At 73.0% G+C, this 25547-nt stretch carries 24 protein-coding genes; 5 read left to right on the top strand and 19 right to left on the bottom strand.

From position 1 onward, the window contains the following. Nucleotides 1-12 precede the first annotated feature (12 nt). Together MXD62_RS02445 and MXD62_RS02440 are read right to left on the bottom strand one after the other, a co-directional pair. Entirely contained in the window at nt 13-180 is a 168-nt protein-coding gene (locus tag MXD62_RS02445; protein WP_006544345.1) for a DUF3117 domain-containing protein, read from the bottom strand. Between the two features lie 173 nt (nt 181-353). Beyond that, nucleotides 354-962, bottom strand: a complete 609-nt coding sequence (locus tag MXD62_RS02440) for a DivIVA domain-containing protein (RefSeq protein WP_248827803.1) — start codon at nt 960-962, stop codon at nt 354-356. 200 nt (nt 963-1162) lie between these two features. Between MXD62_RS02440 and folP the strand changes: the two genes are divergently transcribed. Beyond that, the gene (gene folP / locus MXD62_RS02435; RefSeq protein ID WP_368862301.1) at nt 1163-1975 is read left to right on the top strand and encodes a dihydropteroate synthase; all 813 of its coding nucleotides are present in this window, start codon (nt 1163-1165) and stop codon (nt 1973-1975) included. A 50-nt stretch (nt 1976-2025) separates the two neighbouring features. On the opposite strand, the gene MXD62_RS02430 is transcribed toward folP, so the two are convergent. The 6 genes from MXD62_RS02430 to fdxA form a co-directional block, all read right to left on the bottom strand. After that, nucleotides 2026-2622: a TIGR00730 family Rossman fold protein gene (locus tag MXD62_RS02430; RefSeq protein ID WP_248827801.1), complete on the bottom strand. Its 597-nt coding sequence runs from the start codon at nt 2620-2622 to the stop codon at nt 2026-2028. Beyond that, nucleotides 2619-3467, bottom strand: a complete 849-nt coding sequence (locus MXD62_RS02425) for a TIGR00730 family Rossman fold protein (protein ID WP_308301184.1) — start codon at nt 3465-3467, stop codon at nt 2619-2621. Before MXD62_RS02425 ends, MXD62_RS02430 begins: the two co-directional genes overlap by 4 nt. 197 nt (nt 3468-3664) lie before the next feature. Then, complete coding sequence (gene dapE / locus MXD62_RS02420; protein WP_248827799.1) at nt 3665-4783, bottom strand: succinyl-diaminopimelate desuccinylase; 1119 nt, start codon at nt 4781-4783, stop codon at nt 3665-3667. A gap of 5 nt (nt 4784-4788) precedes the next feature. Then, nucleotides 4789-5607 carry a 2,3,4,5-tetrahydropyridine-2,6-dicarboxylate N-succinyltransferase gene (locus tag MXD62_RS02415; protein WP_041253676.1) on the bottom strand — a complete coding sequence of 273 codons (819 nt, stop codon included), beginning with the start codon at nt 5605-5607 and terminating at the stop codon, nt 4789-4791. A 113-nt stretch (nt 5608-5720) separates the two neighbouring features. After that, on the bottom strand, nt 5721-7631 hold the full coding sequence (gene dapC, locus MXD62_RS02410; protein WP_248827798.1) for a succinyldiaminopimelate transaminase: 1911 nt from the start codon (nt 7629-7631) through the stop codon (nt 5721-5723). A 59-nt stretch (nt 7632-7690) separates the two neighbouring features. After that, a complete protein-coding gene (gene fdxA / locus MXD62_RS02405) occupies nt 7691-8014 on the bottom strand; it encodes a ferredoxin (RefSeq protein WP_018502185.1) in 324 nt (107 codons plus the stop codon). A gap of 558 nt (nt 8015-8572) precedes the next feature. Between fdxA and MXD62_RS02400 the strand changes: the two genes are divergently transcribed. Then, on the top strand, nt 8573-9589 hold the full coding sequence (locus MXD62_RS02400; protein WP_248827797.1) for a transglutaminase-like domain-containing protein: 1017 nt from the start codon (nt 8573-8575) through the stop codon (nt 9587-9589). 4 nt (nt 9590-9593) lie between these two features. Here the strand turns inward: MXD62_RS02400 and MXD62_RS02395 are convergent, their stop codons facing one another. The 6 genes from MXD62_RS02395 to MXD62_RS02370 form a co-directional block, all read right to left on the bottom strand. Continuing rightward, nucleotides 9594-10325, bottom strand: coding sequence for a flavin reductase family protein (locus tag MXD62_RS02395; protein ID WP_248827796.1), 732 nt, complete (start codon nt 10323-10325; stop codon nt 9594-9596). Nucleotides 10326-10459: 134 nt separating this feature from the next. Beyond that, a complete protein-coding gene (locus MXD62_RS02390) occupies nt 10460-11002 on the bottom strand; it encodes a DUF6113 family protein (RefSeq protein ID WP_248827795.1) in 543 nt (180 codons plus the stop codon). Nucleotides 11003-11192: 190 nt separating this feature from the next. After that, complete coding sequence (locus MXD62_RS02385; RefSeq protein ID WP_200835123.1) at nt 11193-12224, bottom strand: S1C family serine protease; 1032 nt, start codon at nt 12222-12224, stop codon at nt 11193-11195. A gap of 136 nt (nt 12225-12360) precedes the next feature. Continuing rightward, the gene (mshB, locus tag MXD62_RS02380) at nt 12361-13278 is read right to left on the bottom strand and encodes an N-acetyl-1-D-myo-inositol-2-amino-2-deoxy-alpha-D-glucopyranoside deacetylase (RefSeq protein WP_248827794.1); all 918 of its coding nucleotides are present in this window, start codon (nt 13276-13278) and stop codon (nt 12361-12363) included. 137 nt (nt 13279-13415) lie between these two features. Beyond that, nucleotides 13416-15257 carry a translational GTPase TypA gene (gene typA, locus MXD62_RS02375; protein WP_248827793.1) on the bottom strand — a complete coding sequence of 614 codons (1842 nt, stop codon included), beginning with the start codon at nt 15255-15257 and terminating at the stop codon, nt 13416-13418. 192 nt (nt 15258-15449) lie between these two features. Further along, entirely contained in the window at nt 15450-15887 is a 438-nt protein-coding gene (locus MXD62_RS02370; protein ID WP_248827878.1) for a (deoxy)nucleoside triphosphate pyrophosphohydrolase, read from the bottom strand. Nucleotides 15888-16226: 339 nt separating this feature from the next. Between MXD62_RS02370 and MXD62_RS02365 the strand changes: the two genes are divergently transcribed. Further along, on the top strand, nt 16227-16526 hold the full coding sequence (locus MXD62_RS02365) for a 4a-hydroxytetrahydrobiopterin dehydratase (protein WP_248827792.1): 300 nt from the start codon (nt 16227-16229) through the stop codon (nt 16524-16526). Nucleotides 16527-16655: 129 nt separating this feature from the next. Here the strand turns inward: MXD62_RS02365 and MXD62_RS02360 are convergent, their stop codons facing one another. The 4 genes from MXD62_RS02360 to MXD62_RS02345 form a co-directional block, all read right to left on the bottom strand. After that, on the bottom strand, nt 16656-17000 hold the full coding sequence (locus MXD62_RS02360; RefSeq protein WP_248827791.1) for a DUF952 domain-containing protein: 345 nt from the start codon (nt 16998-17000) through the stop codon (nt 16656-16658). 167 nt (nt 17001-17167) lie between these two features. Further along, nucleotides 17168-18484, bottom strand: coding sequence for an ABC transporter permease (locus tag MXD62_RS02355; RefSeq protein WP_248827790.1), 1317 nt, complete (start codon nt 18482-18484; stop codon nt 17168-17170). After that, nucleotides 18481-19782, bottom strand: coding sequence for an ABC transporter permease (locus tag MXD62_RS02350; protein WP_248827789.1), 1302 nt, complete (start codon nt 19780-19782; stop codon nt 18481-18483). Before MXD62_RS02350 ends, MXD62_RS02355 begins: the two co-directional genes overlap by 4 nt. Further along, nucleotides 19775-20746: an ABC transporter ATP-binding protein gene (locus tag MXD62_RS02345; protein WP_248827788.1), complete on the bottom strand. Its 972-nt coding sequence runs from the start codon at nt 20744-20746 to the stop codon at nt 19775-19777. The genes MXD62_RS02350 and MXD62_RS02345 overlap by 8 nt, the downstream gene beginning before the upstream one ends. 110 nt (nt 20747-20856) lie before the next feature. Between MXD62_RS02345 and MXD62_RS02340 the strand changes: the two genes are divergently transcribed. Further along, the gene (locus tag MXD62_RS02340; RefSeq protein ID WP_248827787.1) at nt 20857-22041 is read left to right on the top strand and encodes a heparan-alpha-glucosaminide N-acetyltransferase domain-containing protein; all 1185 of its coding nucleotides are present in this window, start codon (nt 20857-20859) and stop codon (nt 22039-22041) included. Here MXD62_RS02340 and ychF read toward each other — a convergent pair. Then, nucleotides 22038-23114: a redox-regulated ATPase YchF gene (ychF, locus tag MXD62_RS02335; protein WP_248827786.1), complete on the bottom strand. Its 1077-nt coding sequence runs from the start codon at nt 23112-23114 to the stop codon at nt 22038-22040. The two genes, MXD62_RS02340 and ychF, sit on opposite strands and share 4 nt — an antisense overlap. Before the next feature lie 548 nt (nt 23115-23662). Between ychF and MXD62_RS02330 the strand changes: the two genes are divergently transcribed. Next, on the top strand, nt 23663-24181 hold the full coding sequence (locus MXD62_RS02330) for a DUF6542 domain-containing protein (protein ID WP_248827785.1): 519 nt from the start codon (nt 23663-23665) through the stop codon (nt 24179-24181). The last annotated feature ends 1366 nt before the right edge of the window (nt 24182-25547 follow it).

Below are 25547 nucleotides of genomic sequence, written 5' to 3'. Positions count from 1 at the left end.
TGACCACCGAGCCTAACCGACCGCGATCTTGAGAGCGTCTCCCAGCGCGCTCGCCTCGTCGGCTGTGAGTTCGACGACGAGTCGGCCGCCCCCTTCGAGCGGGACGCGCATGACAATGCCGCGCCCCTCCTTGGTGACCTCGAGCGGACCGTCACCCGTCCGCGGCTTCATGGCCGCCATCGGTGCACCTCTTCCTGCCGTCGGACCTGCGTCTGACGACGATTATCCCGGAGACCGACCCGCAAACCGAAACACGTCCCTGCGGGGAATCACAACGGTCACGGAGAGGTAGTGGTTTCGGTGGCCCGAGAGGGACTCTGACGGCTCCGAACGAGGGACTCTGGTGTGATTCACTACGGTTCCCCACGCCCGTTTTCCCCGGACGGCGAGGCCTCGGGGCCGTGAGTGTCCCCCCGTGTGGCATCCGCCCGCTCCGGGGCAGGCCGTTCCGGATCAAGCTTTTCCAGATCATGCCGGGTCGAATCATGCTGCGCGGCAGGGTCCCGCGCCGCCTCGGTCCCGGCGGACTCCGCCTGGACGTCGCCGGGCCGGACCGCGTCGGCGTCGGCGTCAAGGCCGGAGGCTGGGCCGGGGTGCGCGTCGTCGTCGCCGACGCCGAGATGCGCGAACTCCGCGAGCCGGACGAGCTCGTCGTCCCGGCGGGCGAGCTCCTCGTCACGCCAGGCGATCTCGTAGGCGAGGCGGGCCAGAACGGCGTCGACCTCGGCCATCCGGTAGCCGCGGGCCGCCATGCCGAACCGGACGTCCGCCACGTCGTCGGCCGCCACGGAACGCGCGCCGAGGCCGGTGTGCGGTCCGTCGGGCACGGCCGGCGCCATCCGGTCGAACCGGCCGACGGCCAGCGCGGCGACGGCGAAGACGACCACCGCGACAAGCACGATCTCCACTGCGAGCACCACGCCGTCGATCGTGCCATGCCCGGGTGGGCCGAGCGGATCCACCCGCCGCCCCCGGGGCGATCCCGCCGGCCCGCGGTCTCTGGCAGGGTTGCGGGGTGCCCGCCGACGCCTTCCCGACCAGCGAGCCCCGCCCGACCAGCGAGCCCCGCCCGACCGACGCACCCGGCCCGGTGGCTGGGCCGGTGCAGGCGCGGCCGTTGCGCCTGGGGTCGCGGGTGTTCGCGCCGTCCGAGCTGGTCGTGATGGCGATCGTCAACCGCACGCCGGACTCCTTCTTCGACCGCGGGGCCACCTACGGCGAGGCCGAGGCGCTCGCCGCCGTCGACGCGGCGGTGGACGCCGGAGCCGGGATCATCGACATCGGCGGGGTCAAGGCGGCCCCGGGCGAAGAAGTCGACGCGGCCGAGGAGCTGCGCCGCATCGGCGGGTTCGTCTCGGCGGTGCGGGCCCGCCACCCGGAGGTCGTGATCAGCGTCGACACCTGGCGCGCCGAGGTCGGACGGGTCGTCGCCGGCGAGGGCGCCGACCTGCTCAACGACGCCTGGGGCGGGGTCGACCCGGAGCTGGCCGAGGTCGCCGCCGAGTTCGGCACCGGGCTGGTCTGCACCCACGCCGGCCACCTGCCGCCGCGGACCCGTCCGCACCGGATCGCCTACGACGACGTGGTCGCCGACATCGCCGCCACGACGACAGCGCTGGCCGAACGGGCGGTGTCGCTGGGCGCCCGGCCGGACGGGGTGCTCATCGACCCAGGGCACGACTTCGGCAAGAACAGCCGGCACTCGCTGGAGTCGACCCGCCGCCTGCCGGAACTGGTCGCGACCGGGTGGCCGGTGCTGGTCGCGATGTCCAACAAGGACTTCGTCGGTGAGGTCCTCGACGCGCCCGTGGACGAGCGGCTGGAGGGCACGCTCGCGGCGACCTCCGTGGCGGCCTGGCTGGGAGCCCGGGTCTTCCGCGCGCACCAGGTCGCCGCCACCTGGCGCACGCTGCGCATGGTCTCCGCGCTGCGCGGGGACGTCGACCTGCGGATCGCCCGCCGCGGCGTGGTCTGAGCCGGGCCGGACCAACCACCGCCAGGCGCGCCGGCCTGGGCCGGCGTGCGTTACTCGCCTTCGGCGACCTCGCCCTGTGTGGGCACCCGGGCGGCGCCGCGGCCCGCGCCGGCGCCCGCCTCGAGGATGTCGAAGGCCTCGGGCACGCTGGTCGCCCAGATCAGGATGTCGCGGGCCGGCGGGCGGACGAAGCCGCGGCCGACCAGGTCCTCGACGAGCATGCGCAGGTGCGCGTACACGCCGTCGTGATCCAGGATGACGACCGGTTTGGCGTGCAGGCCGAGCACCGCGGCCACCCAGATCTCGAGCAGTTCCTCGAGGGTGCCGAGCCCGCCAGGCAGGGTCAGGAACCCGTCTGCGCGGTCGTCCATGATGGCCTTGCGCTCGCGCATCGTGGCGGTGACGATCAGCTCGTCGGAGTCGGTGTCCCCGACCTCCATCGCCAGCAGCGCCTCGGGGATCACGCCGACCGTGTGCGCGCCGCCGGCCCGCGCGGCCCGGGCGAGGGCGCCCATGCACGACACCGAGCCGCCGCCCGAGACCAGCACATGCCCGCGCCGGGCGAGCTCCGTGCCGACCTCCGCGGCCAGCAGCACGAACGCGGGATCGATGTGGTCCGAGGACGAGCAGTACACACAGACGTTCACAAGGGCGCCCCACCGGCCGCGGCGGGCCCGCCGACCTCGCCGACCTCGGCGGCGGTCTCGTCGCCGGAGGTGCCCGCGGCGGGCGGGCCGGCACGGCCGGTCCCCTCGAGGATCAGGCGCACGGCCTCGTCGACGTCGTCGGTCATGGTCACCAGGTCGAGGTCGCCCGGCTTGATCCGGGCGGAGCCGAGGACGGTCGAGCGCAGCCACTCCAGCAGGCCCGACCAGTAGGCCGTGCCCATGAGCACCACCGGGAACCGGGTCACCTTGCCCGTCTGCAGCAGGGTGAGGGCCTCGAAGAGCTCGTCGAGGGTGCCGAACCCGCCCGGCATGATGACGAAGGCCTCGGCGTACTTCACGAACATCGTCTTGCGGACGAAGAAGTACCGGAAGCTGACGCCCAGATCGACCCAGTCGTTGAGATCCTGCTCGAAGGGCAGCTCGATGCCGAGGCCGACCGAGAGCCCGCCGGCCTCCTGCGCCCCCCGGTTGACCGCCTCCATCGCGCCCGGCCCGCCGCCGGTGATCACCGCGTAGCCGGCGTCGGCCAGCGCGGCGCCGAGCCGGCGTCCCAGCTCGTACTCGGGTTCGTCCCGGCCGACCCGGGCCGACCCGAAGACCGTGACGGCCGGGGGCAGGTCCGCCAGCAGCCCGAAGCCCTCGACGAACTCGCTCTGAATACGCAGGACGCGCCACGGGTCACTGTGGACGAACGAGCCCGGGCTGCGGGTGTCGAGCAGGCGTTGGTCGGTGGTGGAGTGCTCCACCTGCCCGCGGCGCGCCGTGACCGGGCCGCGGCGCTGCTCGGGCGGCGGCCCGCCACCCCGCCGGGTACGCCGGGACACCGCGGCCGCGGGAGCAACCGCGGGCCCGGGCGCGACGGCGGGAACGGGCGGGGGGACGTCCGCCGGACCATCACCGGCTGGGCGCGCGACCGCCGTCGGAACGATCGGCTGGGACGTCGATCCGCCGCCCGGCGGATCAGGGTGGGCGGGCCGAGTCACGTCCGCACCATACGCAGATCCGCCCGGACGCCCGAAGCTCAGGGCGTGCCGCGGCCGGCCAGGTAGGAGCCGAGCACGCGCTCCGTCTCCTCGATCACCGCCACCTCGACGTACTCGTCGCGGGTGTGCGCCAGGTTCGGGTCGCCGGGACCGTAGTTGAGCGCCGGTATGCCCAGCTCGGCGAACCGCGCCACGTCGGTCCACCCGTACTTGGCCACCGGGGCCCGCCCGGTGGCCGCCACGAAGGCCGCCGCGGCCGGGGCGGACAGCCCGGGCGGGGCCCCGCCGGCGCTGTCGTCGAGCACCAGGTCGTAGCCGTCCAGCACCTCGGCCACGTGGGCCAGCGCGGCCTTCGGGTCCCGGTCGGGGGCGAAGCGGAAGTTCACCGTGACCCGGCAGCTGTCCGGGATCACGTTGCCGGCCACGCCGCCGTCGATCCGGACCGCCGAGAGGCCCTCCCGGTAGGTGCAGCCGTCCAGCGTGACGGACCGCGGCCGGTACCGGGCCAGCCGGGTCAGCAGCTCCCCGGCCTGGTGGATGGCGTTCTCCCCGAGCCAGGAGCGGGCCGAGTGCGCGCGGCGGCCCGGCACCGTGGCCACGACCCGCAGCGTGCCCTGGCAGCCCGCCTCGATCTCGCCGGAGGTGGGCTCCATGAGGATCGCCAGATCCGCCTGGAGCCAGTCGCGGTGCCGCTCGGCGAGCCGGCGCAGCCCGTTACGGGCGGCCGCGACCTCCTCGTTGTCGTAGAAGACCCAGGTGACGTCGTGCCGCGCGGCCGGCCCGGCACCCGTGCCAGCGCCAGCGCTCGCCCCCGGCGCCGAGGCGCCGAGGAGCGCCGCCAGGCGCAGCATCACGGCCACCCCGGCCTTCATGTCGGACGTCCCGCAGCCGTACAGGCGGGAGCCGTCGAGGCGGGCCGGGAGGTTGTCGGCGATCGGCACCGTGTCGAGGTGACCGGCCAGCAGCACCCGGGTGGGCAGGCCGTGGCCGGTCCGCGCGAGCACCGCGTCGCCGTCCCGCAGGATCTCCAGGCCGCCGAGGGAGCGCAGCGCCTCCTCGACGGCCGTCGCGAGCGTGCCCTCGTCGCCGCTGACCGACGGCACGTCCACGAGGACACGCGTCAGATCACCGACGGGCAGCGCCAGATCGAGGCCCATGACGGTCAGGAGGCCACGCCGTGCTCACGCAGGATGTCGTTCAGCGCGAGCTTGTCGTGGATCTCACCCTCGTCCAGAGTGCGCAGGACGAGGATGCAGGGCATGGCGAACTCGCCGGCCGGGAAGGAGCGGACCCGGCTGGAGCCGACGGCCACCGCGCGCTCCGGGATCTCCCCGCGCGGGTACTCCTCCCCCGTCACCGCGTCGAAGACGTGGGTGGACGCCGTCAGGATCGCCCCGGCGCCGAGCTTCGCGCCGCGCCGGACCCGGGCGCCCTCGACCACCATGCAGCGGCTGCCGACGAACGCGTCGTCCTCGACGACCACCGGCACCGCGCTCGGCGGCTCGAGCACGCCGCCCAGGCCGACCCCGCCGGAGAGGTGGACATTGCGCCCGACCTGGGCGCACGAGCCGACCGTCGCCCAGGTGTCGACGAGGGTCCCGGCACCGACGTAGCCGCCGATGTTGGTGTAGCTGGGCATGAGCACGGCACCGGGCTCGACGTGGGCGCCCCAGCGGACGATCGCGCCCGGCACCACCCGCACGCCGTCGAACCGGGTCTTGAGCGGGACGCGGTCGTGGAAGTGGAAGTCCCCGGCGGCCGACTCGACCATCGGCAGAACCTTGAACGACAGCAGGATCGCCCGCTTGGCCCGCTCGTCGACGACGACGCTGCCGTCCGCGGCGACCTGGGCGACCCGGGCCTCACCGGCGTCGATCGCGTCGACCGCGCCCACGATGACCTTGCGGGCCTGGGTGTCCTCCGGCGTCAGCTCGCCGCGACGCTCCCACAGGTCGTCGATGGCCCGGTCCAGGGGAGACACGACTTCTCCGGACGTGACACCCGCGTCCGATGGGCTGGGGTTTGCTCCGCTCACGCTGCTCACGGATAAGACCCTACGGGTCTCGGGGTGAGCGGCGCTCGCGGCCGCGGCGGTCAGCGGACGTCGGGCTCCGAGCCCCAGCCCGGCGTGTTCCGGTCTCCCTGCTCGCCACCACCGGGCCGCGGGACGGCCATCTGCCCGGTCTGGTACGGCGGCACCGGCATCTGCCCGGTCTCGTACGGCGGGACCGGCAGCTGGCCCGTCTGGTACGGAGGCACCGGCAGCTGGCCCGTCTGGTACGGCGGGACCGGCATCTGCCCGGTCTCATACGGCGGGACCGGCGTCTGGCCGGTCTCGTACGGCGGGACCGGCAGCTGGCCCGTCTGGTACGGAGGCACGGCCATCTGCCCGGTCTGGTAAGGCGGCGGCTGCTGCGGCGGCGCGCTGCCGCCGTTCTCATACGAGGGGACGGGCAGCTGACCCGTCTGGTACGGCGGTGGCGTGCCCTGCCCGGCGGCACCCTCACCGGCGCCGGAGTACGACCCCGACCGGCGGTGGGCACCCTGGGCGTCCCGGTAGGGATCTCCGGGCTGCCCCGAGCGGACGTCCCGGCCTCCCCGGAAGTCCTGGGACTGCCGGTATTCCTCAGGCTGCCGGTATTCCTGGGCCGAGCCGAAGTCCTGGGTGGGGCGGTAGTCCTGGGACGGCCGGGCGCCCGGATCGGGCTGGCTCGCCCGGTACCGGTCGAACGAACCGACGGAGTTCTGGTCGGCCCGCGCCGGCTCACCCGCTCCGTACCCGGCCGGCCGGCCGGAGGACCAGCCCTGGTCACCGCCGCGGCCCGCACCCACCGGATGCGGCCCCGAAGCCGCGGGGCCGGGCGGCCCGGCGGGCGGGTAGCCGGCCGGCTGCTGGCCCCAGCCCGCCGCGGCCTGCGCGCCGCTCGGGACGCCTGCCGCGGGGAGCATGGTCATGCGCTCCGGAACGGTGGCGATCTGGGCGTCCGGGGCGGTCAGCGCGACCCGCACGTGCCGCCGGCCGGACTCGCCGTAGAAGCTCCCCGGCGCGACCAGGACACCCACGCTGGACAGCGCGTCCACCGTGGCCCAGCAGTCCTCGCCGCGGGTGGCCCACAAATAGAGACCGGCCTCGCTGTGGTCGATCGTGAAGCCCGCGACGGCGAGCGCCGCGGCGAGCACCGCCCGCCGGTTGGCGTAGCGGGCGCGCTGGTCGGCGACGTGCATGTCGTCCGCGAGCGCGGCCGTCGTCGCCGCCTGCACCGGCGACGGCATCATCAGCCCCGCGTGCTTGCGGAGCTGGAGCAGCCCGTCGACGAGCTCGGGGTCACCGGTGACGAACCCGGCCCGGTACCCGGCCAGGTTCGAGCGCTTGGACAACGAGTGGACGGCGAGCAGGCCCTCGTGGGAGCCGCCGCAGACGTCCGGGTGGAGCACCGAGACCGCGCGGGCCTCCCAGCCCAGCTCGATGTAGCACTCGTCGCTGGCGACGATCACGCCGCGCTCACGCGCCCAGGTGACCACTGCGCGCATCTCGTCCACCGACAGGACACGCCCCGTCGGGTTGCCGGGCGAGTTCAGCCAGACGAGGGCGACGCCCTCGGCGGGGCCGACGACCGGCTCGCAGCGCGCGAGCAGCGCGCCGACCTCGTAGGTCGGGTAGGCCGGGGTGGGCACCCAGACGCGGTCCCCGGGCTCCAGGCCGAGCTGCGAGGGCAGCTGGGCGACCAGCTCCTTCGTGCCCAGCACCGGCAGCACCGCGGACGGCTCCACCAGCACGCCGAGCCGGCGGGCCAGCCAGCCGGCGGCCGCCTCGCGAAGATCAGGTGTACCTGCGGTGAGCGGGTACCCCGGAGAGTCCGCGGCACCGGCGAGGGCATGGCGCACCACCGCCGGCGTCGCGTCGACCGGGGTACCCACCGACAGGTCCACCAGCCCGTACGGATGCGACCGCGCCTTCTCCTTGTACGAGACCAGGTGGTCCCACGGGAAGTCGGGCAGCCGCACCCGCGACCGCCCCGGCGATCTGATCGTCCGGGACGGTCTGGCCGACTCCCCTGAACCGGTCAGGACTCGCCCTGGGGAGCCAGCGCGGAGATGGTGGGCGGGTCGAAGTCGAGGGCGCCGACCTTGGAGGCGCCGCCGGGCGAGCCGAGCTCCTCGAAGAACGACGCGTTCGTGTCGGTGAAGGTCTTCCACTGGTCGGGGACGTCGTCCTCGTAGTAGATCGCCTCAACCGGGCAGACGGGCTCACAGGCACCACAGTCGACGCACTCGTCAGGCTGGATGTAGAGCATCCGTCCGCCTTCGTAGATGCAGTCGACCGGGCACTCCTCGATGCAAGCCCTGTCCTTCACATCAACACAGGGCTCCGCGATGACGTAGGTCACCGGACGTTCCTCCTCGAGCTCACGGGCGACTGATTCCTTAGTATCGACCTGGACAGTTCGGTGTCGACAACAAGGGCGTGCACTAGTGGTGTATGTCGTCCACATCACTCCGGCCGACATCGGCTCCCGGGTCGTGATCCGGCGCCGTATCTCTGGTCCGCTCCCCCTGAGCGATGTTCTGGGCACGCTTGAGTCCTGGTCGGAAGGCGAACTCCGCCTCCGCCGCACCGACGGTACGACAGTGAGTGTGCCCGAGGAATCCCTCGTAGCGGCGCGTGTCGTGCCCTTGACACCCCGGCGGGCCAATCCTCGGCCCCCCGGTCGGGCGACACCATTGGACCAGCCCGGAACGCCCCCTCGCCACGACATTGCGGAACGCAACGATCAGATCACGGAATCAGATCGCCCCGCCGGTCTCCGCACGGACGGCCAGGTCGACGCCGACGCGGATGGAGAGTACCCGGACGCCGGTGACGACGATACCGGGGACAATGGCGGCGACCGGGACGCGAGTGGCGCCGACCCGGGCGGCGCCGACCCGAGTGTGGAGGTCCAGCGGTGAGCGCCCACAGCAGGCGGATGTTCGCCACCGTCGTCCGCCGCGAACCCGTCGACCTGGCACTCGCGTGCCATCTGATCGCCGCCGAGGCCGGCCCGGAGACGAACCCGGCCGAGACGACCCGTGCCCTCGACGCCCTGGCCACCGACACCGCCGCCCTCCTCGCGGCCCGCCGGGCCGCTCCGCGGGGCCGTGGCGCGGCTGGTGCCGGCACCGACACCGGTGCCGCTTCCGGGGCCGGGGCCGCCTCTGAGGCCGTTTCCGGGGCCGGGGCCACCTCCGGGGCGGTTCCCGGGGCCGCCTCCGGGACACCGGCGGAGCGGGGCACCGCGGCCGACGCGGGCACCGACGCAGGCGGGGGCACGCTGACTGGGCTCGACCTGCGCGCCGCCGCCGAGGCGCTGCGGGAGTCCCTCGGCGAGCGGGCCGGGTTCGCCGGGCACGAGTCCGACTACGACGACGTTCGGGCCTCGCTGCTGCCCGAGGTCATCAGCCGGCGCCGCGGCCTGCCGATCCTGCTGTCCATCGTGTGGATCGAGGTCGCGCGCAGAATCGGCGTCCCCGCCTACGCCGTCGGGCTGCCCGGCCACGTGATCGTCGCGGTGGGCGCGCCCCATGAGAACGTCCTCGTCGACCCGTACGCCGGGGGGGAGATCATGACGGTGCACGACGCGGCGGCACGGGTGCGCGCGGCCGGCGCGGCGTTCACCCGGGCCCAGCTCGCCCCGATGACCCCGGACGACCTGCTCACCAGGGTCCTGAGCAACATCCGGGTGCTCGCGGCACGCACCGACGTCCCACGCACCAGGCTGTGGGCGGTGGAGCTCTCGCTCCTGCTGCCCCGCCACCCCGCCGTACTGCGGCGCGAGCGGGGCGAGCTGCGCGTCCGGCTGGGCGACTTCCTCGGCGGCGCGGCGGACCTGACCAACTTCGCCGACGCGGTCACCACCGTGGAACCCGCCGCCGCCGCGGCCGCCCGGCACGCCGCCGCGGCCGCCCGCGCCCGCCTGAACTGAAGGCTTACGAGGACGAGCCGGCCCGGCGCGAGCGAGCCGGCTGGTCGGCCGAGAGGTACGAGCCCTCGTAGAAGATCAGCGGAGCGGCATCCGGCCGCTGCGCCGCCAGCGCGACCACCTCTCCGATCACCAGCGTGTGGTCACCGCCCGGATGCGTCGCGACGGTCCTGCACTCCAGGACGGCGAGCGCGCCCTCCAGCAGGGCGACCCCGGTCCGCGCGCCGAGCGAGTACCGCCAGCCCAGGAGCTGCCCCCCGCCACCGCCGGACCGCCCGTCGCCCCCGTACCCGTCGTCGGTGGGCCGGTCGGCGCCGCGGCGGGCGAAGTCGCGGGACGCCTGATCCATGTCGGCGGCGAGGATCGAGACCCCCCACACCCCGGCGTCGAGGAGTGGGGCGTGGAACCGGGCGTCCTGACGCACACTGACGAGGACGAGCAGCGGGTCGAGGGAGACCGAGACGAAGGAGTTGGCCGTCATCGCGAGCTGGTGCCCGTCCACAACCGTGGTCAGGACGGTCACCCCGGTCGCGAACCGGCCGACCACCCGGCGGAACGCCGCCGCGTCGGGCACGGCCAATCCGTCCGGAGACGCCGGGCCGTCCGGAGACGCCGGGCCGTCCGGGGAGCCGGCGGCGGGGAGGTCGGGCCCGGGCTGGAGCTCGGCCGGGCACGGCTGCGCGCGGGCCGTCTCCGCCGGAGCGGGTTCGGGCAGGGGCTGGCGCGCGGGGCTGGCCACGGCGGCAACGCTACAGCGGCGGAAGTGGCCCCACCGCCCCGTCGGGACACCTCGGTGACCATCGCCACAACCCCGGCAGGGCCCACGGCCCCACCGTCATCTGGCCGACGCGCGGACGCTCCTCCCGGCCGCCCTCAGCGGGGGGGCACCGTCGGGGGACGCGGCGGCAGCGCCGTCAGGCCGCGCCGCGCCTGCCCGAACACGGCCACGACCACCGGCGCGAACACGCCTATCCCCAGGAAGAGGTAGCCCGTAGCGGTCGCCTTCAGCAGCAGGTCGCCCTCGGTACGCGACGAGGCGAGAAGCAGGACGACGGGGATCCAGCCGACAAGCGGGATCATCGCCCCGAGCCGGGTACCGGTCAGCCAGCGGACCAGAAACGGCACCCCGGTGTTACCGAAAAGCGCCAGCAGCAGGCCGACGGAGATCAGCGTCCCGCCCGGCCGCGGGCCGGAGGGCACCAGAACGAGGCCGTACACCCCGAGCACGAGCCCGGCCACGATGCCGAACGCGTACGAGACACCGAGGAAGGCACGATGGGGCTCCTCGGGCGGCCCCGGCACCGCGGCGGCCGGGACGGCCCGGCCGGCAGCGGCGCCCGAGATGCCCGGGGTGGCCGGGGTGGCCTTCCCCTGCCGGCGCGCGGACGGCTTGGAACGCTCCTTCGAAGGCGTCAAGGCCGTCGACGGAGCCGGATCACCGCTCGCGTCGTGACCGTGGCCAAGCGTCGGACGGGGCATTCCCCGACAGTAGGCCATGGACCGCCCGATCACGCGCCGAGGCCGAACCGTCGATCTCGCACCGCCCGCCAGCCGGCCGCCCCGGCGCCAGGCCCCGTTCCGCTGCCGGCTTCTCCGGGTCGGTGCCCTACGGGGTTACGAGTTCCCGGGGCACGGCTATGACGTCCACGAGGGCGCCACGACGCCAGACTGTCATCTCGACGGGTTGTCCGATGGTGTCCTCGGTCAGCAGTCGCTGGAGATCGCCCGGGCCGGCGACGGGCGTCCCGGCGATCGACAGGACGAGATCGTCGGTGAACAGTCCGGCCTGCCCGGCTGGGCTACCCTGTACCACCTCCGCGAGGCGCACACCGTGGCGTTGCCCCGTCCGCTCGGCCAGGGCCGGCGGGAGCGGCACCCGGGCACCGGCGACACCGAGGTAGGCGCGGCGGACTCGGCCATCCCGGATCAGTGCCGCGAGGATGCGCCTGGTGGTGGCGTTCACGGGGACGGCCAGGCCGAGCCCGACGCCGGCGACGGCGGTGTTCACCCCGACCACGCGGCCGTCGGCGGTGACCAGTGCCCCGCCGGAGTTTCCCGGGTTCAGCGCGGCGTCCGTCTGGATGACCTCGTCCACGACGCGCACGGCCGAACCGGAGCGGGTCGGCAGCGAGCGGTTCAGGGCGCTGACCACGCCGGCGGTGACGCTCCCGGTCAGTCCCAGCGGATTGCCGACGGCGACGACGAGTTGGCCGACCCGCAGCGTCGCCGCGTCGCCGAGCTCGGCCGGGCGCGGTGTGGAGCCGCGGGCCCGCAGCACGGCGAGGTCCGAGAGCGGGTCGGCTCCCACCAGGTCCACGGCACGCTCGGTCCCGTCGACGAACTCCACCGTGCCGACCGGCTCGCCGGCCCGGCCGGTGCCTGGACGTCCCTCGACGACATGCGCGGAGGTGAGCAGGAACCCGTCCTCGGTGAACAGCACCGCGGAACCGGCTCCGGCGCCGCGCGAGGTGCGCACCCGCAGGCTTCCCACGCTCGGCCCGACCCGCTCGGCCACCCGGGTCACCACACGGGAGTAGGCGTCCAGCGCCGCCTCACCACGATCACCGGACGGCGCGGTCTCGTCGGGGAGTGCAATCTGGTCCTCGGGGCCCGGGTTGGCGGTGGCGCCTGCGTCCATCCGATCCTCCTCGCGATTACAGTGTTGCACTGCAATCAACGCAAGCGAGGAGCGGATCCTGCCGCCGAGGCGTCCGCCGTCGGCATAACCACCCCACCCCATCCCACGCCGCCCCGGCCCCGAAGCGCCAGGGCGGCTAGAGGGGGAGGCCGGCGAAGAGGTCGGTTTCGCGGGCGCCGGGTTCCGTTCCCGGGCCGCGCTCACCCCGGGTCAGCACGAAGTGCTCGGCGGCCCAGGCCCGCTTGCCGATGCCGTCGGCGAGCGCGAAGAAGAAGCCGTCCACCGCCATCTGGGTGCGGTGCGCCCGCATCGCCGCCACCTTCGCGGGCAGGTACTCGTCGGCCTGGATCTCGGTGGTGATCAGCTCGTCGGGAACCGCCAGCGGAATGTCGTCCGCGGACTCGGCGGGGCCGAACGGGCTCTCGCCCCCGGACTCCCGGAAATACTCGATACCAGCCTGGACGAACGACTTGGGCGTGGCCGTCTCGTAGAACTTGGAGATCTGCCACGGCGGGCCGGCTTCCGGCGCGAAGTCGGGATTCGCGGCATCTGCGAAGGCCCGGACGGACACGTCATGTGCCCGAATGTGATCCGGGTGGCCGTAGGCGCCGTTCTCGTCGTAGGTGACGAGAACCTGCGGACGGACCTCCCGCACCACCTGGACCAGGGCCGCCGACGCCTCGTCGAGGTCCGCGCGCCACAGGCAGCGCGGATCGTCGTTGGCCGGCGTGTCGATCATGCCGCTGTCCCGCCACCGGCCGGCACCGCCGAGGAAACGGTGGTCGGTGACGCCGAGCTCGGCGCAGGACCGGTCGAGCTCACCGATCCGGTACCCGCCGAGCTGGTCACCGAGATCCGACCTGAGGTTGATCAGCTCGGGAACCAGAACCTCGCCGACCTCACCCAGCGTGCAGGTGACGAGAGTCACGTGCGTGTCGGGTCGAGCCGCGTAGGAGGCCATGGTCACGCCGGTCGAGATGACCTCGTCATCCGGGTGGGCATGCACGAAAAGCACACGGCGCGGCGGCCGCACCGTTTCGGCGGATTGCGTCACCCCGCGACCCTATGCGGCCCCGGACCAGCGCCACCGGCCCCCGCGCACCGAGCCCACCGCGGGAAGCGGGCCGACTCCCTGAGAGCAGGCCCGCTTCCCGGACTTCCTGAACTTCCCGGGCTTCCGGGGGGTCGCTGTCAGCCGGTGCGGCGACGCGAGCGCAGCTTCTCCCGCTCCGACGCGGCGAGCGCCACCTTGCGCAGGCGCACCGTCGCCGGGGTCACCTCGACGCACTCGTCCTCGCGGCAGAACTCCAGCGCCTGCTCCAGCGAGAGCTGACGGTGCGGGGTGAGCCGCACCAGCTCGTCGCCGGTCGAGGACCGCATGTTGGTGAGCTTCTTCTCCTTGGTCGGGTTGACGTCCATGTCATCCGCCCGGGAGTTCTCACCGACGATCATGCCCTCGTAGAGCTCGGTCGTCGGCGCGACGAACATCGTCCCGCGGTCCTGCAGGTTGAACAGGGCGTAGGCGGTCGCCACCCCCGCCCGGTCCGCGACCATCGAGCCGGTCGCACGGGTGCGCAGCTCACCGAACCAGGGCTCGTACCGGTCGAAGACGTGGTGCAGCAGCCCGGTGCCGCGGGTCTCGGTGAGGAACTCCGTCCGGAACCCGATCAGCCCGCGGGCCGGGACGAGGTACTCCAGCCGGATCCAGCCGGTCCCGTGGTTCACCATCTGCTCCAGGCGGCCCTTGCGCAGCGCCAGCAGCTGGGTGAGCACCCCGAGGTAGTCCTCCGGGGCGTCGATGGTCAGCCGCTCGACGGGCTCGTGCACCTTCCCGTCGATCTCCCTGGTCACCACCTGGGGCTTGCCGACCGTCAGCTCGAACTCCTCGCGGCGCATCAGCTCGACCAGGATGGCCAGCGCCAGCTCGCCACGGCCCTGGACCTCCCAGGTGTCCGGCCGCTCGGTCGGCAGCACCCGGATGGAGACGTTGCCGACGAGCTCGGCGTCCAGCCGGTTCTTCAGCAGGCGCGCGGTCAGCTTCTTGCCGGACCTGCCGGCCAGCGGCGAGGTGTTCACGCCGATCGTCATGCTGATCGACGGCTCGTCCACCGTGATCACCGGGAGTGCGTGCGGGTCCTCGGCGTCCGCCAGGGTCTCGCCGATCATGATGTCGGGGATGCCCGCGACGGCGATGATGTCGCCGGGGCCGGCCTGCTCGGCCGGGACCCGCTCCAGGGCCTCGGTCATCAGCATCTCGGTGATCTTCACCCGCTGCTGGCTGCCGTCCACCCGGCACAGGGCGACGGTCTGGCCGCGGCTGATCGTCCCGTTGTGCACCCGGCACAGCGCGAGCCGGCCGAGGTAGGGCGAGGCGTCCAGGTTCGTCACCAGCGCCTGCAGCGGCGCGCCCTCGGTGTGGGACGGCGCCGGGATGGCCTCCAGCAGCAGGTCGAACAGCGGCTTGAGGTCCGGCGAGTCAGGGCTCGTGCCGTTCTCCGGGCGGGTCGTGGACGCCCGGCCCGCCTTGGCGTTGCAGTAGACGATCGGGAAGTCGATCTGGTCCTCGTCCGCGTCGAGGTCGAGGAAGAGCTCGTAGGCCTCGTCCACGACCTCGCTGATGCGGGCGTCGGACCGGTCGACCTTGTTGATGACGAGCACGACGGGCAGCCGGGCGGCGAGCGCCTTGCGCAGCACGAACCGGGTCTGCGGCAGCGGGCCCTCGCTGGCGTCCACCAGCAGCAGGACGCCGTCGACCATCGCGAGACCGCGTTCCACCTCGCCGCCGAAATCGGCGTGGCCGGGAGTATCGATGATGTTAATGGTGACGTCACCGAAACGTACGGCGGTGTTCTTCGCGAGAATGGTGATGCCCTTCTCGCGTTCGAGGTCCATCGAGTCCATCACCCGGTCGGTGGCCTCACCACGCTCACCGAACGCGCCGGACTGCCGGAGCATCGCGTCAACAAGAGTCGTTTTGCCGTGGTCGACATGGGCAATGATCGCGACATTACGAAGATCGGCGCGTACGGGCACGGTGATGAGCTCCGGGGCAACATGGGGCTTCAGGGCACTACCCTAGGACCCCGAGACGGTTCGTCGGATGAGGGACCGCGATCTTCGGCAGCGCCCCGGAGGGCGGTACCCGCCCGGGAAACGACGTCTGCCCGGCCGCGGTCCAACTCCCATGGTACGGACTCACAGCCGCGGGCCGCGCGCGGCGGACCGTCACGGCCCCACAGAACCCTCCACCGGCTCCACCGGCTCCGCGAGCTCCGCCCGGAGAGCATCGACCAGCGGCGCGTCCGCCGGCAGCCACGGAACGTCGTCCAGCTCGCCCACGCCCAGCCAACGCAGGTCGTCGTGCTCGGCGGCAACCGGCTCGCCCGCGGCGACGCGCCCGAGCCACAACCGCATCCGCCAGCCCGGGCGGGGCAGCACGATCTCCCCGAACAGCCGCCCGACCTCAATCTCCACGTCGAGTTCCTCACGGCACTCGCGGCGCAGCGCAGCGAGCTCGTCCTCCCCGGGCTCGACCTTCCCTCCCGGGAACTCCCACATCCCCGCGAGCGACGGCGGCGACACCCGCCGCGCAGCGAGCACCCGCCGAGCACCGTCGATCAGCGCGACGGCCACCACGAGCCGCCCCTCCTCCACCGCTCCCAACTCCGACCGCCTTTCCGCCACCCGTCCGTCCGCCACCAGGTTCTCCACCACCAGCCACCCTTCCAGCAGCCCTTCCGACCGATGTGTGGTGGCCGAGGGAGTCCATGGTGTTTCTCGGTCGCCACACATCCGGGGAACCGATTCGACCACCCGAGCCGACCCGGCCAGTCATGGCCGGGCGACCCGGAGTGGTGGCCGACGGGACTGATGAGTGTGCGGAGGGTGGCGGATCTCGCTTCTGGGTGACAGCATCCGGCGCAAGGGCCGAGGACGGGCAGGTCCCGTGCCCGGCACGGATCACAGACCAGACCACCGCTCACGGACGTGAAGGAGTCGCGGATGCCTACACGGCTGGACAACAGCGCCGTATCCACCGCGTTGGAGGCACTACCCGGGTGGATCGGCGACGCCGACCGGATCCAGCTCGAGATCCTTGTCGACGGTGACGAGTCGACGGCCGTAGTCGACGAGGTGATGCGCGAGGCCGACGCGATGGATCATCACCCGGTCGTGGAAAGCGGCCCGGGGACCACGGTCTTCACGGTCTGGACCCACTCCGCCGGTGGGGTGACCGAGCTGGACGTCGAGCTGGCGCGCAAGATCTCCGCCATCCTGAGGTCCGCCGGCATCGCCTTCTGAGTCGTCCTCAGCCGGCACGCGCCGCCAGGCTGATCAGCGAGCTGCTGGCGGCTGGCGGCTGGCGGCTGGCGGCTGGCCGAGCTCATCGGCGCGCCGCCCCGCTCGGGAGCACGGCGCCGGCGGAACCCGTCACCACAGACCCGGCATCACCGCGAAGGTGCCCTCCGCGGTGGGCGGGAGCGGGACGACGGCCCGCACGGCCTCCGGATCGATCATCCCGTAGAGGTGCGGGAACAGCGCCCCGCCGCGGTCGTCCTCGCCGCTGGCCGGCTCCCAGCGCAGCGGGGCGGTGAGCCGCTCGGGGTCGACCACGAGCAGCAGCAGGTCGGAGCGCCCCGAGTAGTAGCGGCTCGCCGTCTCCAGGACCTGCTCGGGAGCCGAGAAGTGGATGAACCCCTCGGCGTCGAGGCTCGGCGGACGGTAGTTCGCCGGACCGGCCGCCCATGCGTCTCGGCCCACCAGATGACAGATCACTTCCGAGCCCTTCCCTCCCACGCGCCGTCCACGCTCCCGCACCGGTGGTCACGGTGCGGCCAGCGCCGACCGGACCCGTGATCACGATCCCGGCTGCGCTCACGGTCACCTTCTCAGCCGCGCACGCCGCCACAGTTTCGTCAGCCCGCGCGAGCGGGTGTGGCTCGTCAGCCCCGCGCGAGCTGATGGCGCAGGATCGCGGCCGCGGTCGCCGACAGCGCGACCGCCATCACCGCGAGCACCGCGAGATTGACGCCGACGTCCGCGAGGCCTGCACCGTCGATGATCAGAGCATCCCATCCGGTCACCGCCCAGTAGTGGGGTGTCACATGCGCCACTGCGTCGATGGCCGGTGGGAAGAACTCCAGGGGAACCATGCACCCCCCGATCGCGCCCAGCACGATGCCGACGAACGGCGTGATGGACGAGGTCCGCTCGGGGTCGCGCCCGATCGCGCCCACGACCAGGCCCCCGCCACACCCCACGCCGGCGAAGGCCAGCAGGAGCAGCCCGCCGGCGAGCGGATCACCCCAGTCGACGCCGAACGCGAACGCCCCCACCGCGACGATCAGCGCGGACTGGACGAGAGCCAGCACGAGCCAGCCGAGGACAAGCCCGGCCAGCAGGGCCGGCACCCCCGACCGGGTCGAGGCGGCCCGGTGCAGGACCCCGGAGCGGCGGACACTCACGATGAACGCGGCGCTCGCCAGACTGTTGATGAAGACGAAAAGGATCAGGTTTCTCGGCGCGACCTCGGAGAACCGGTTCGGCTCGACGCCGGCACCGGCTCCGACGTCGCGGGAGGCGACCGCCACCGGCGGCGCCGTCCGGGCCAGGTCCCCGGCGATCTCGGCCACCGGAGCACCGGTCAGCCGCGCGGACACGGCCGTGGCCGTGAAGGTGGCCGCGGTGTCCTGGACGATGCCGGCCAGGGTCGTGCGGGCCGTCATCCCCACGTCACTGCCGAGGTCGGTGAGGACCTCGACCTCCCCAGGATCATCCGCGGACACACGGGAGGGATCCGCGGCGGCGATCACGGCTGCGTCGAGGCCGGCCGGCAGCACGAGGACGGCGTCCACGTCCCCGCGACGGAGCTGGTCACGGGCGTGACGCACGGTGTCGACAGCCCGTTCGCGCAGGCCCGCCGCGGTGGAGACGCGATCCTCGATCGCGGTGGTGACCAGGCCGTCGCCCTCGCGCACGACCGCCACGGTGATGGAACCGGCCCCGCCGAACGCCGCGCCCGTCACCACCATCACGGCGACCGGGAGGACCAGGAGGAAGAACAGGGCCATCCGATCACGGGACAGCGAGCGCCAGACGACGGCGGTGAACGCGAACGCCGCCACTAGCCGCAGCCAGGCGCCGGGGAACCCAACCGGACGCCCCGGGCCGCGACCGCGGCCGCCGGTCCCCCCGGAGCCGGAGCCGGAGCCGGGACCGGGACCGGGACCGGCCCGGTGGCTGGCGGTCTCCGCTGTCACCGGAAGATCACCCGCCGCACGCGGATCATGCCGGCGCCTCCCGTGACCACGGCGACGACGAGCAGTACGGCCACCGCCGTCAGCACCGATTCGACGGTCGCCACCCCGGCCGCCAGATCCGACAGGATGCGCAGCGACCAGCCGTTCGGTGTGAAAAGCGAGATCCGGTCGAGCACCGCGGGTTTCGGCCCCGGGCCGAAGAAGTTCCCGCCGGCGAGCGCGAGGGCGAACGCCACGAGCGAGGTCAGGGCTCCGACCTGCTGCTCAGTCCGGCCGAGCGAGGCGACCAGCAGCGTCACCCCGGCGATGGCCAGCACCGTCGCGACCAGCACCGGCAGCACGCCTGCCGTGGGTCCCCAGTGGGCGCCGAAGGCGACCGTGGTGACCACCCACACGGTCACCAGACCCGACGTCCCGAGCGCGGCGACCGCCAGCGCGCGGCCGGCGATGAGTTCTCCGGGCCGGACCGGCGCGGCGAGGATCCGGTCGAGGATGCCCGCGTCACGGTCGTTCACCAGCGAGCGCGCGACGAACCCGACCGTGAAGAACAGGAAGAGCATCCCCATGGCTGCGCCGTAGAACGCGGCGGGATCGACGCCCGTCCCGGAGACACCGCTCTCCCGCAGGGTCAGGACGGGGACCGCGTCGCGGGCGGCGGCGACCTCCGCGGCGCTCGGCGGGCGCCCGGTACGGCGTGCCACGTCCGCGAGCGCGAGCCCGACCTGGTTGAACGACGCCGAGACGCCGGCCGCGACGGAATCGGCGACCTGACCGGCGATTGGCGACGCCGGATCCCGCAGCACGGTGATGGTCGTGGCACCGCCCCGCCCCGCCCCCTCCTCGTCCGGTCCGCCGGCGCCGGCCGCCCCGTCATCGTCGGCGACGCCGGCCGCCCCGTCGCCCGCGGCCTGGCCAGCGCGGATGGCTCCGCCACCGGCCGCCGCCCCGAACCCCGCCGGCAGGACGAGAGCCGCGTCGACATCTCCGTCGTCCACCCCGCGCTCCGCTGCCGCCGTATCCGCCAGCGTCGCGAAACGCACCGGGCCGGCATCGCCGCGAGCCGGTGCGGTCAGGTCCGCGACGAGATCACGGGTGAGGTCGGATCCGTCCTGGTCGACCACCCCGATCGTGAACGTCACCGACGACGTCCCGCTGATCAACAGGCCGAAGACACCCGCCAGTACGAGTGGCCCGACGAAGCCCATGACCAGCGCGGATCTGTTCCGCAGGCGCCGCCGCAGGTCGACGCCGGCGATGACGAGCACCGGATGAGCGCGCTCCGGACGCCGCTCAGTCACGCAACGCCCGGCCGGTCAGGTGGAGGAAGACGGCCTCCAGATCGGGCTCGACGACCTCGATGCCGGCGATGGTCACCCCGAGATGCTCACCGGTGGTGACCAGCGGCGCCAGCAGGGCCGCGGCGGAGTCCGCGAGCACCTCCAGACCGCCGTCGACCGGCCGCGCCGCGTGGACGCCGGGAAGCTCGCCCGCCGCCGCCGCGAACTCGGCCGTCGGACCGGCCGCCGTGACGACGACCCGGTCGTGTTCGCCGATGCGTTCCACCAGCTCGCGGCGGGTGCCCTCGGCCACGATCCGGCCGGCGTCGATGATGCCCAGCCGGTCGCAGAGCCGCTCGGCCTCCTCCATGTAGTGGGTCGTGTACAGCACCGCGAGACCGGCGCCGCCGAGTGCCTCGACGCTGGCGAGGATCTGATGCCGGCTCTGCGGATCCACGCCCACGGTCGGTTCGTCGAGGATGAGCAGCCGCGGTTCGTGCAGGAGTCCGACGGCGATGTTGGCCCGCCGCTTCATCCCACCGGAGCAGACGTCGACCCGGTCCTTGGCACGGTCGGCGAGGCCGACCACCTCGAGGACCTCGTCGATGCGCCGCGCGAGGTGGCGGCGGGGCATCCGCTGCAGCCGGCCGAAGAACCGCAGGTTCTCCTGGATGGTCAGGTCCGGGTAGAGCGCCAGCTCCTGCGGGACCAGACCGATCGCGCCGCGGGCGCGGCCGGCGTCGGTCCGCATCGGATGGCCGGCGACGACGACCGAGCCGGAGTCGGCGGCGAGGACCCCGGCGATGATCGAGATCGCCGTCGTCTTGCCCGCTCCGTTGGGGCCGAGCAGCCCGTACGTCTCACCGGGGGCGATGGAGAAGCTGATGTCGTCCACCGCCGTCCGCTCGCCGAAGCGCCGGACGAGGCCCTCACAGCGCAATACCGGCGCGGCGTCCGCCGTCGATGGCGACCCGCTGTCCGTCACTCGCCGAACCCTAACCGCACCCGACGGAAACGGGGCCGTCAGTGGCGAATCGGACGGCGACAGGGCCGACCGTCCAACCCCGACGAGCCGCCACCTGCGACGCTGGAGACATGGACGGCGAGAATCCACCCCGGTCCGGACGGATCGTCGGTGTCGACATCGCTCGCGGCGTAGCGCTGCTCGGCATGGTGGCGACCCACGTCTATCCCCCCTTCACCGACACCGCGTCGGACGACCCTGCGGTCTCGCCCGCGTTCACCCTGGCCGCGGGGCGGGCCGCCGCCGCGTTCGCGGTACTCGCCGGTGTGGCTCTGGTGTTGTCCACCCGACGACAGAGCGCGGGCCAGGCCCGGCTCTCGGTGTTCCTGCGGGCGCTCGGCATCGGGGCACTCGGCCTGAGCCTCGCCTATGCCGACTCTGGTATCGCCGTGATCCTGGTCTACTACGCGCTGTTGTTCGTCCTGGCGCTGCCGCTGCTGCGGGCATCCGTGCCGGTACTGATGACGGTCGCCGTCCTGGCGATCTTCGCGGAGCCCGTCGTCAGCCAGTTCGTGCGCGGTGACCTGCCCGAGTCGGACCTGTCGTCGCCCACGTTCGCCGCGCTGGGCGAGCCGGGCCATCTCCTCGCGAAGCTGGCGATCACCGGGGTCTACCCCGTGTTCGCCTGGCTGGGCTACATCTGCGTCGGGATGGCCGTCGCCCACGCGGACCTGCGCTCACGCCGGGTGGCGACCCGGCTGCTCGTCGGCGGCCTGGCGCTCGCCCTCGCGGCGGCGGCCGCGTCCTGGCTGCTGTTGGAGCCGCTCGGCGGGCGCGCCGAGCTCGCCAACCCGGCCGAGGTTCCCGGTGTGGGCTCACTGCCACAGGGCTGGTTCATCGACTCCGGGCTGTACGGCGCTACGCCCACCGACAGCGCCTGGTGGCTGGCCGTCGACACGCCGCACTCGACGACCCCGTTCGACCTGGCGCACACCACCGGGACGGCACTGGCGCTACTCGGCCTTGCCCTGCTGGTGGCGCGGGTCCCGCTGGTCCGGCCACTCGCGGCCGTCGGCGCGATGACGCTCACCTTCTACTCGCTGCACGTGGTGGTGATGGCCACCGGCGTGCTGCCCACCGATCCGACCAGGTCGTATGTGCTCCAGGTGGTCGTCGCGCTCGCGGCCGCGACGCTCTGGCACATGACCGGCCGGCGCGGTCCGGCCGAGGCCGCCGTCTCGGTGCTCCCCCGGGCGGCCCGGCTCGTCCAGGCCCCGCGGCGACCCGCGGTCAGGCTCGAGCGAGGAACTGGCTAGACGTTGAAGCGGAAGTCGACGATGTCGCCATCCGCCATGACGTAGTCCTTGCCCTCCATGCGGACCCGGCCGGCAGCGCGCGCCGCGGCCATGGAGCCGGCGGCCATCAGGTCGTCGTAGGAGACGATCTCGGCCTTGATGAAGCCGCGCTGGAAGTCGCTGTGGATGACTCCGGCCGCCTCGGGAGCGGTGGCTCCGGCCGGGATGGTCCAGGCCCGGGACTCCTTGGGGCCCGCGGTCAGGTACGTCTGCAGGCCCAGGGTGTGGAAGCCGATCCGGGCGAGCTGCGCCAGCCCGCTCTCCTCCTGGCCGAGGGAGGCCAGCAGCTCGGCCGCGTCGGCCTCGGGAAGCTCGATCAGCTCGGCCTCGACCTTCGCGCACAGGATCACCGCGTCGGCGGGGGCCACGAGGTCGGCGAGCTCCTTGTGTCTACCGGGGTCGGCCAGGACGTCCTCGTCGACGTTGAAGACGTAGAGGAACGGCTTGGCGGTGAGCAGGAACAGCTCACGCAGCTCCGCGCGGTCGATCGACGGCTCGCTGGACAGCGGCCGGCCGGCGTCGAGCACCTCGTGCGCCGCCTTCATCGCGGCGAGCAGGGACTGCTTCGACCGGTCGAGGCGGGCTTCCTTCTCCAGCTTGGGCAGGCGGGCGCCGATGGTCTGAAGATCGGCCAGCACCAGCTCGGTGTTGATGGTCTCGATGTCCGCGGACGGGTCGACGGTTCCCTCGACGTGGACCACGTCAGGATCCGAGAAGACCCGCACGACCTGGCAGATCGCATCCGACTCGCGGATGTTCGCGAGGAAGCGGTTACCCAGGCCCTGACCCTCCGACGCGCCTCTGACCAGCCCGGCGATGTCGACGAAGCTCACCGTCGCGGGGACGACCCGCGCGCTGGAGAACACCTCGCCGAGCTTCGCGAGCCGCGGATCCGGCACGCCGACCACGCCCACGTTGGGCTCGATCGTCGCGAACGGATAGTTCGCCGCCAGGACCTCGTTACGGGTCAGGGCATTGAAAAGCGTGGACTTGCCGACGTTGGGCAGCCCGACGATGCCTATCGACAGACCCATGACCGAGCAGTCTACGGGTGATCGCGCCCGGCCCCGATCGCGGAGGTCCCGGTCGCAATGCCACCGCCGCTCCCGCGACGCCACAGCGATGCCACCGCGACCCGGCCGCGGCACGGTCGCGGCGCCACCGCGCCGCCCGCATGGCCGCGGCGCCACCATCGGATCATTCGTGGGCAGAGTATTTCGCCGCCGCGCGCCGCCCGGCCGGGACGGGTGGCGCGCGGCGGCCGTCGCAACGGCCTGGGATCGGCCGGGACGAGGCACGATCCCCGCTCTCCGCTGGACTTCCGGGTCGCCGGGCCGTCGGGCCGACGTCCGCGGACGGCCGGACGGCCGGTCCCGCCCGATCCGTCCGATGGCGGCGGGTCATACCGATCGGTAGCTCATCGTGCATAACGGAATGCCGAAAGTGCAGCTACCAAGACGCGCTCACTTCTCTGACCTATCGCCCTGACGCAGCCGCAAAGTTGGGACGGTACGTTGCCTGGGTGAGTACGCCGCCTCACCGGCAGCCCGCCGGACCGCCGGGAAGGTCCGGGCGTACCCGAGTGCCGGATGATTCGTACCCGCCCGGCCCGCGCACGCGGTCCGGATCACCGCCGCCCCCCACCGTCGTCACGGGGACGCGCCGGGGCCTGACCGCGCTCGGCGCGGGACTGGTCGCCGTGGTGGTCGGCGGAATCGGCGCCGCGGTCGACTCGCTCCTCTTCGACAATCTCAGTTACGTCTTCGGTGTCCTGTTTGTGGCCGCCTGCGTGCTGGCCGCGGTGCGGGTCCATGTTGACGACCTGATCGGTGTCGTGATCATGCCGCCGCTGGCGTATGCCGTGATCACGGTGGTGGTCGGTTTCCTGAACCCCGCGGCCGGCGACGGAAGCGCCGGGCTGCGCAACCGGGCGATCGACATCGGCTCCGAGATGATCCTGCACGCTCCCGTGCTGCTCACGGCGGTCGTCCTCGTGACGCTGATCGCGGCCGTGCGCGGGCGCCGGGCGCAGGTCGCGCGGCGCGAGCGCCAGCGCTCGCTCGCCCAGTCGGCCGCGGCCCGCAGGCGCCGGCCCCAGTAGAGCCCGCCCCGGTAGAGCCCGCCCCGGTAGCGCGCGCTCCGCCGCCGCTCTCCGACGGCCCCTCGCTCCGACGGTGCCCTTTCCGTGGCCCACTGCCGCGGGCCGCGATCCCCGGCGAACGATGCGACCGCGTGGTGCCGGCGTCCAGGGCAGCCGCCCGCCGCCACCGCAATGTGCCGCGCCCAGGACCCCGCCCGCCACCGTGCGGATCACACCGATCACCGCTTCACGGGGTCAGCCGGGCCCGGCCGACACACCAAGGCGCCATTCACGTCGTTCACCCGCATTGTTCACGGGTTAGCACGCCTGGGCTTTACTGAGGTCAGCGCGGTGATCCCCCACCGATGGGCACCCGAACGTCGCCATCGCAACATCCGGACCGGCGGATCCGTGCAGTACTGTCACGACGTGCCCAACACGCCGGATTACCAGGGGCGCACTCGTCGCCCCTGGTGGCGGGCGTGCCGGTGCGGCCACACGCGGGATTCGCACCGACATTACCGACCACACAGCGACTGCGGCGAATGCGATTGCCCACGGTTCACCCGGGTGCGTCGCCGCACCGGTCGTTCCGGGTGCGCCACCGCCGTAGCGACGTCCATCCGGAGGACGTCGACCGGGGCATGGTCGATCCCGGCGCTTGACGGCCGTGACGGCCGTCATGTGTCGGGTGTGGTGGCGACCGCCCTCATGGCGGGGTCCTGACATCAGCTGTTCCGGCAGTGATCGCCCTGGCGGTCGCCGCCCGGTCAGCGGTTGCCGTGACCACCGCCCGCCATGCCGGCGGCACCGCTGGACGGCGGCACCCGGCGCGACGCGGGACAGCGACATCGAGGTCGCTGCCCGGGCACCCGCATGTAATGCAGTATTCGGAATTCTCGAATACAGATGATCTAAATTTCTTCAGCAGGACACAGGAACACCGTCGCCCGCAGGTGCCGAACGGAAGCGCGGCCACTCACCGATGACGCGCCGTTAACCGTTCGATTTCAGCTCACCTCTTAATACACATCGCCTGGCCGTAATGGCGCTACTACAGGCAGCAATCACTCGTGCTAGATTCCGCTGGACGCCAACCGGTTACATTCCGCGATATGAGCCGACCCGAGTAAAGCGGGCGGCCCGGGGACCGCTGGAGGGGCGAAAAGTGTCTTCCCCGAAATCCGCCACCACCGCGACGTGCGAGGAAAACAACGAAGGAGCCGGAGCCACGGCCCGTTCGGCGGCGGCCGGCCGGGCACGCGGTCGCAACGGCGCGGCCAACCGGCCGCGGCCGGTCCCGATACTGCGCTACGACGTTGCCGCCGATCCCACGGGCCACGCGCCGCGGAGATCGACGGTGACGCCCGCCGTCTTCGCGCGCCAT

The organism is Frankia sp. Mgl5 (assembly GCF_023242985.1).
Taxonomy (GTDB): Bacteria; Actinomycetota; Actinomycetes; order Frankiales; family Frankiaceae; genus Parafrankia; species Parafrankia soli.
Note: the sequence above shows the minus strand (reverse complement) of the source record. Positions and strands in the feature narration are given on the sequence as shown.

What these genes read in the sequence shown, in the direction of transcription:
- MXD62_RS02445 (WP_006544345.1), bottom strand. Translation starts at nt 180, where the DNA reads ATGGCGGCCATGAAGCCGCGGACGGGTGACGGTCCGCTCGAGGTCACC.
- ychF (WP_248827786.1), bottom strand. Translation starts at nt 23,114, where the DNA reads ATGGGTCTGTCGATAGGCATCGTCGGGCTGCCCAACGTCGGCAAGTCC.
- folP (WP_368862301.1), top strand. Translation starts at nt 1,163, where the DNA reads ATGGCGATCGTCAACCGCACGCCGGACTCCTTCTTCGACCGCGGGGCC.
- MXD62_RS02385 (WP_200835123.1), bottom strand. Translation starts at nt 12,224, where the DNA reads ATGGACGCAGGCGCCACCGCCAACCCGGGCCCCGAGGACCAGATTGCA.
- dapE (WP_248827799.1), bottom strand. Translation starts at nt 4,783, where the DNA reads ATGGGCCTCGATCTGGCGCTGCCCGTCGGTGATCTGACGCGTGTCCTC.
- MXD62_RS02365 (WP_248827792.1), top strand. Translation starts at nt 16,227, where the DNA reads ATGCCTACACGGCTGGACAACAGCGCCGTATCCACCGCGTTGGAGGCA.
- MXD62_RS02340 (WP_248827787.1), top strand. Translation starts at nt 20,857, where the DNA reads ATGGACGGCGAGAATCCACCCCGGTCCGGACGGATCGTCGGTGTCGAC.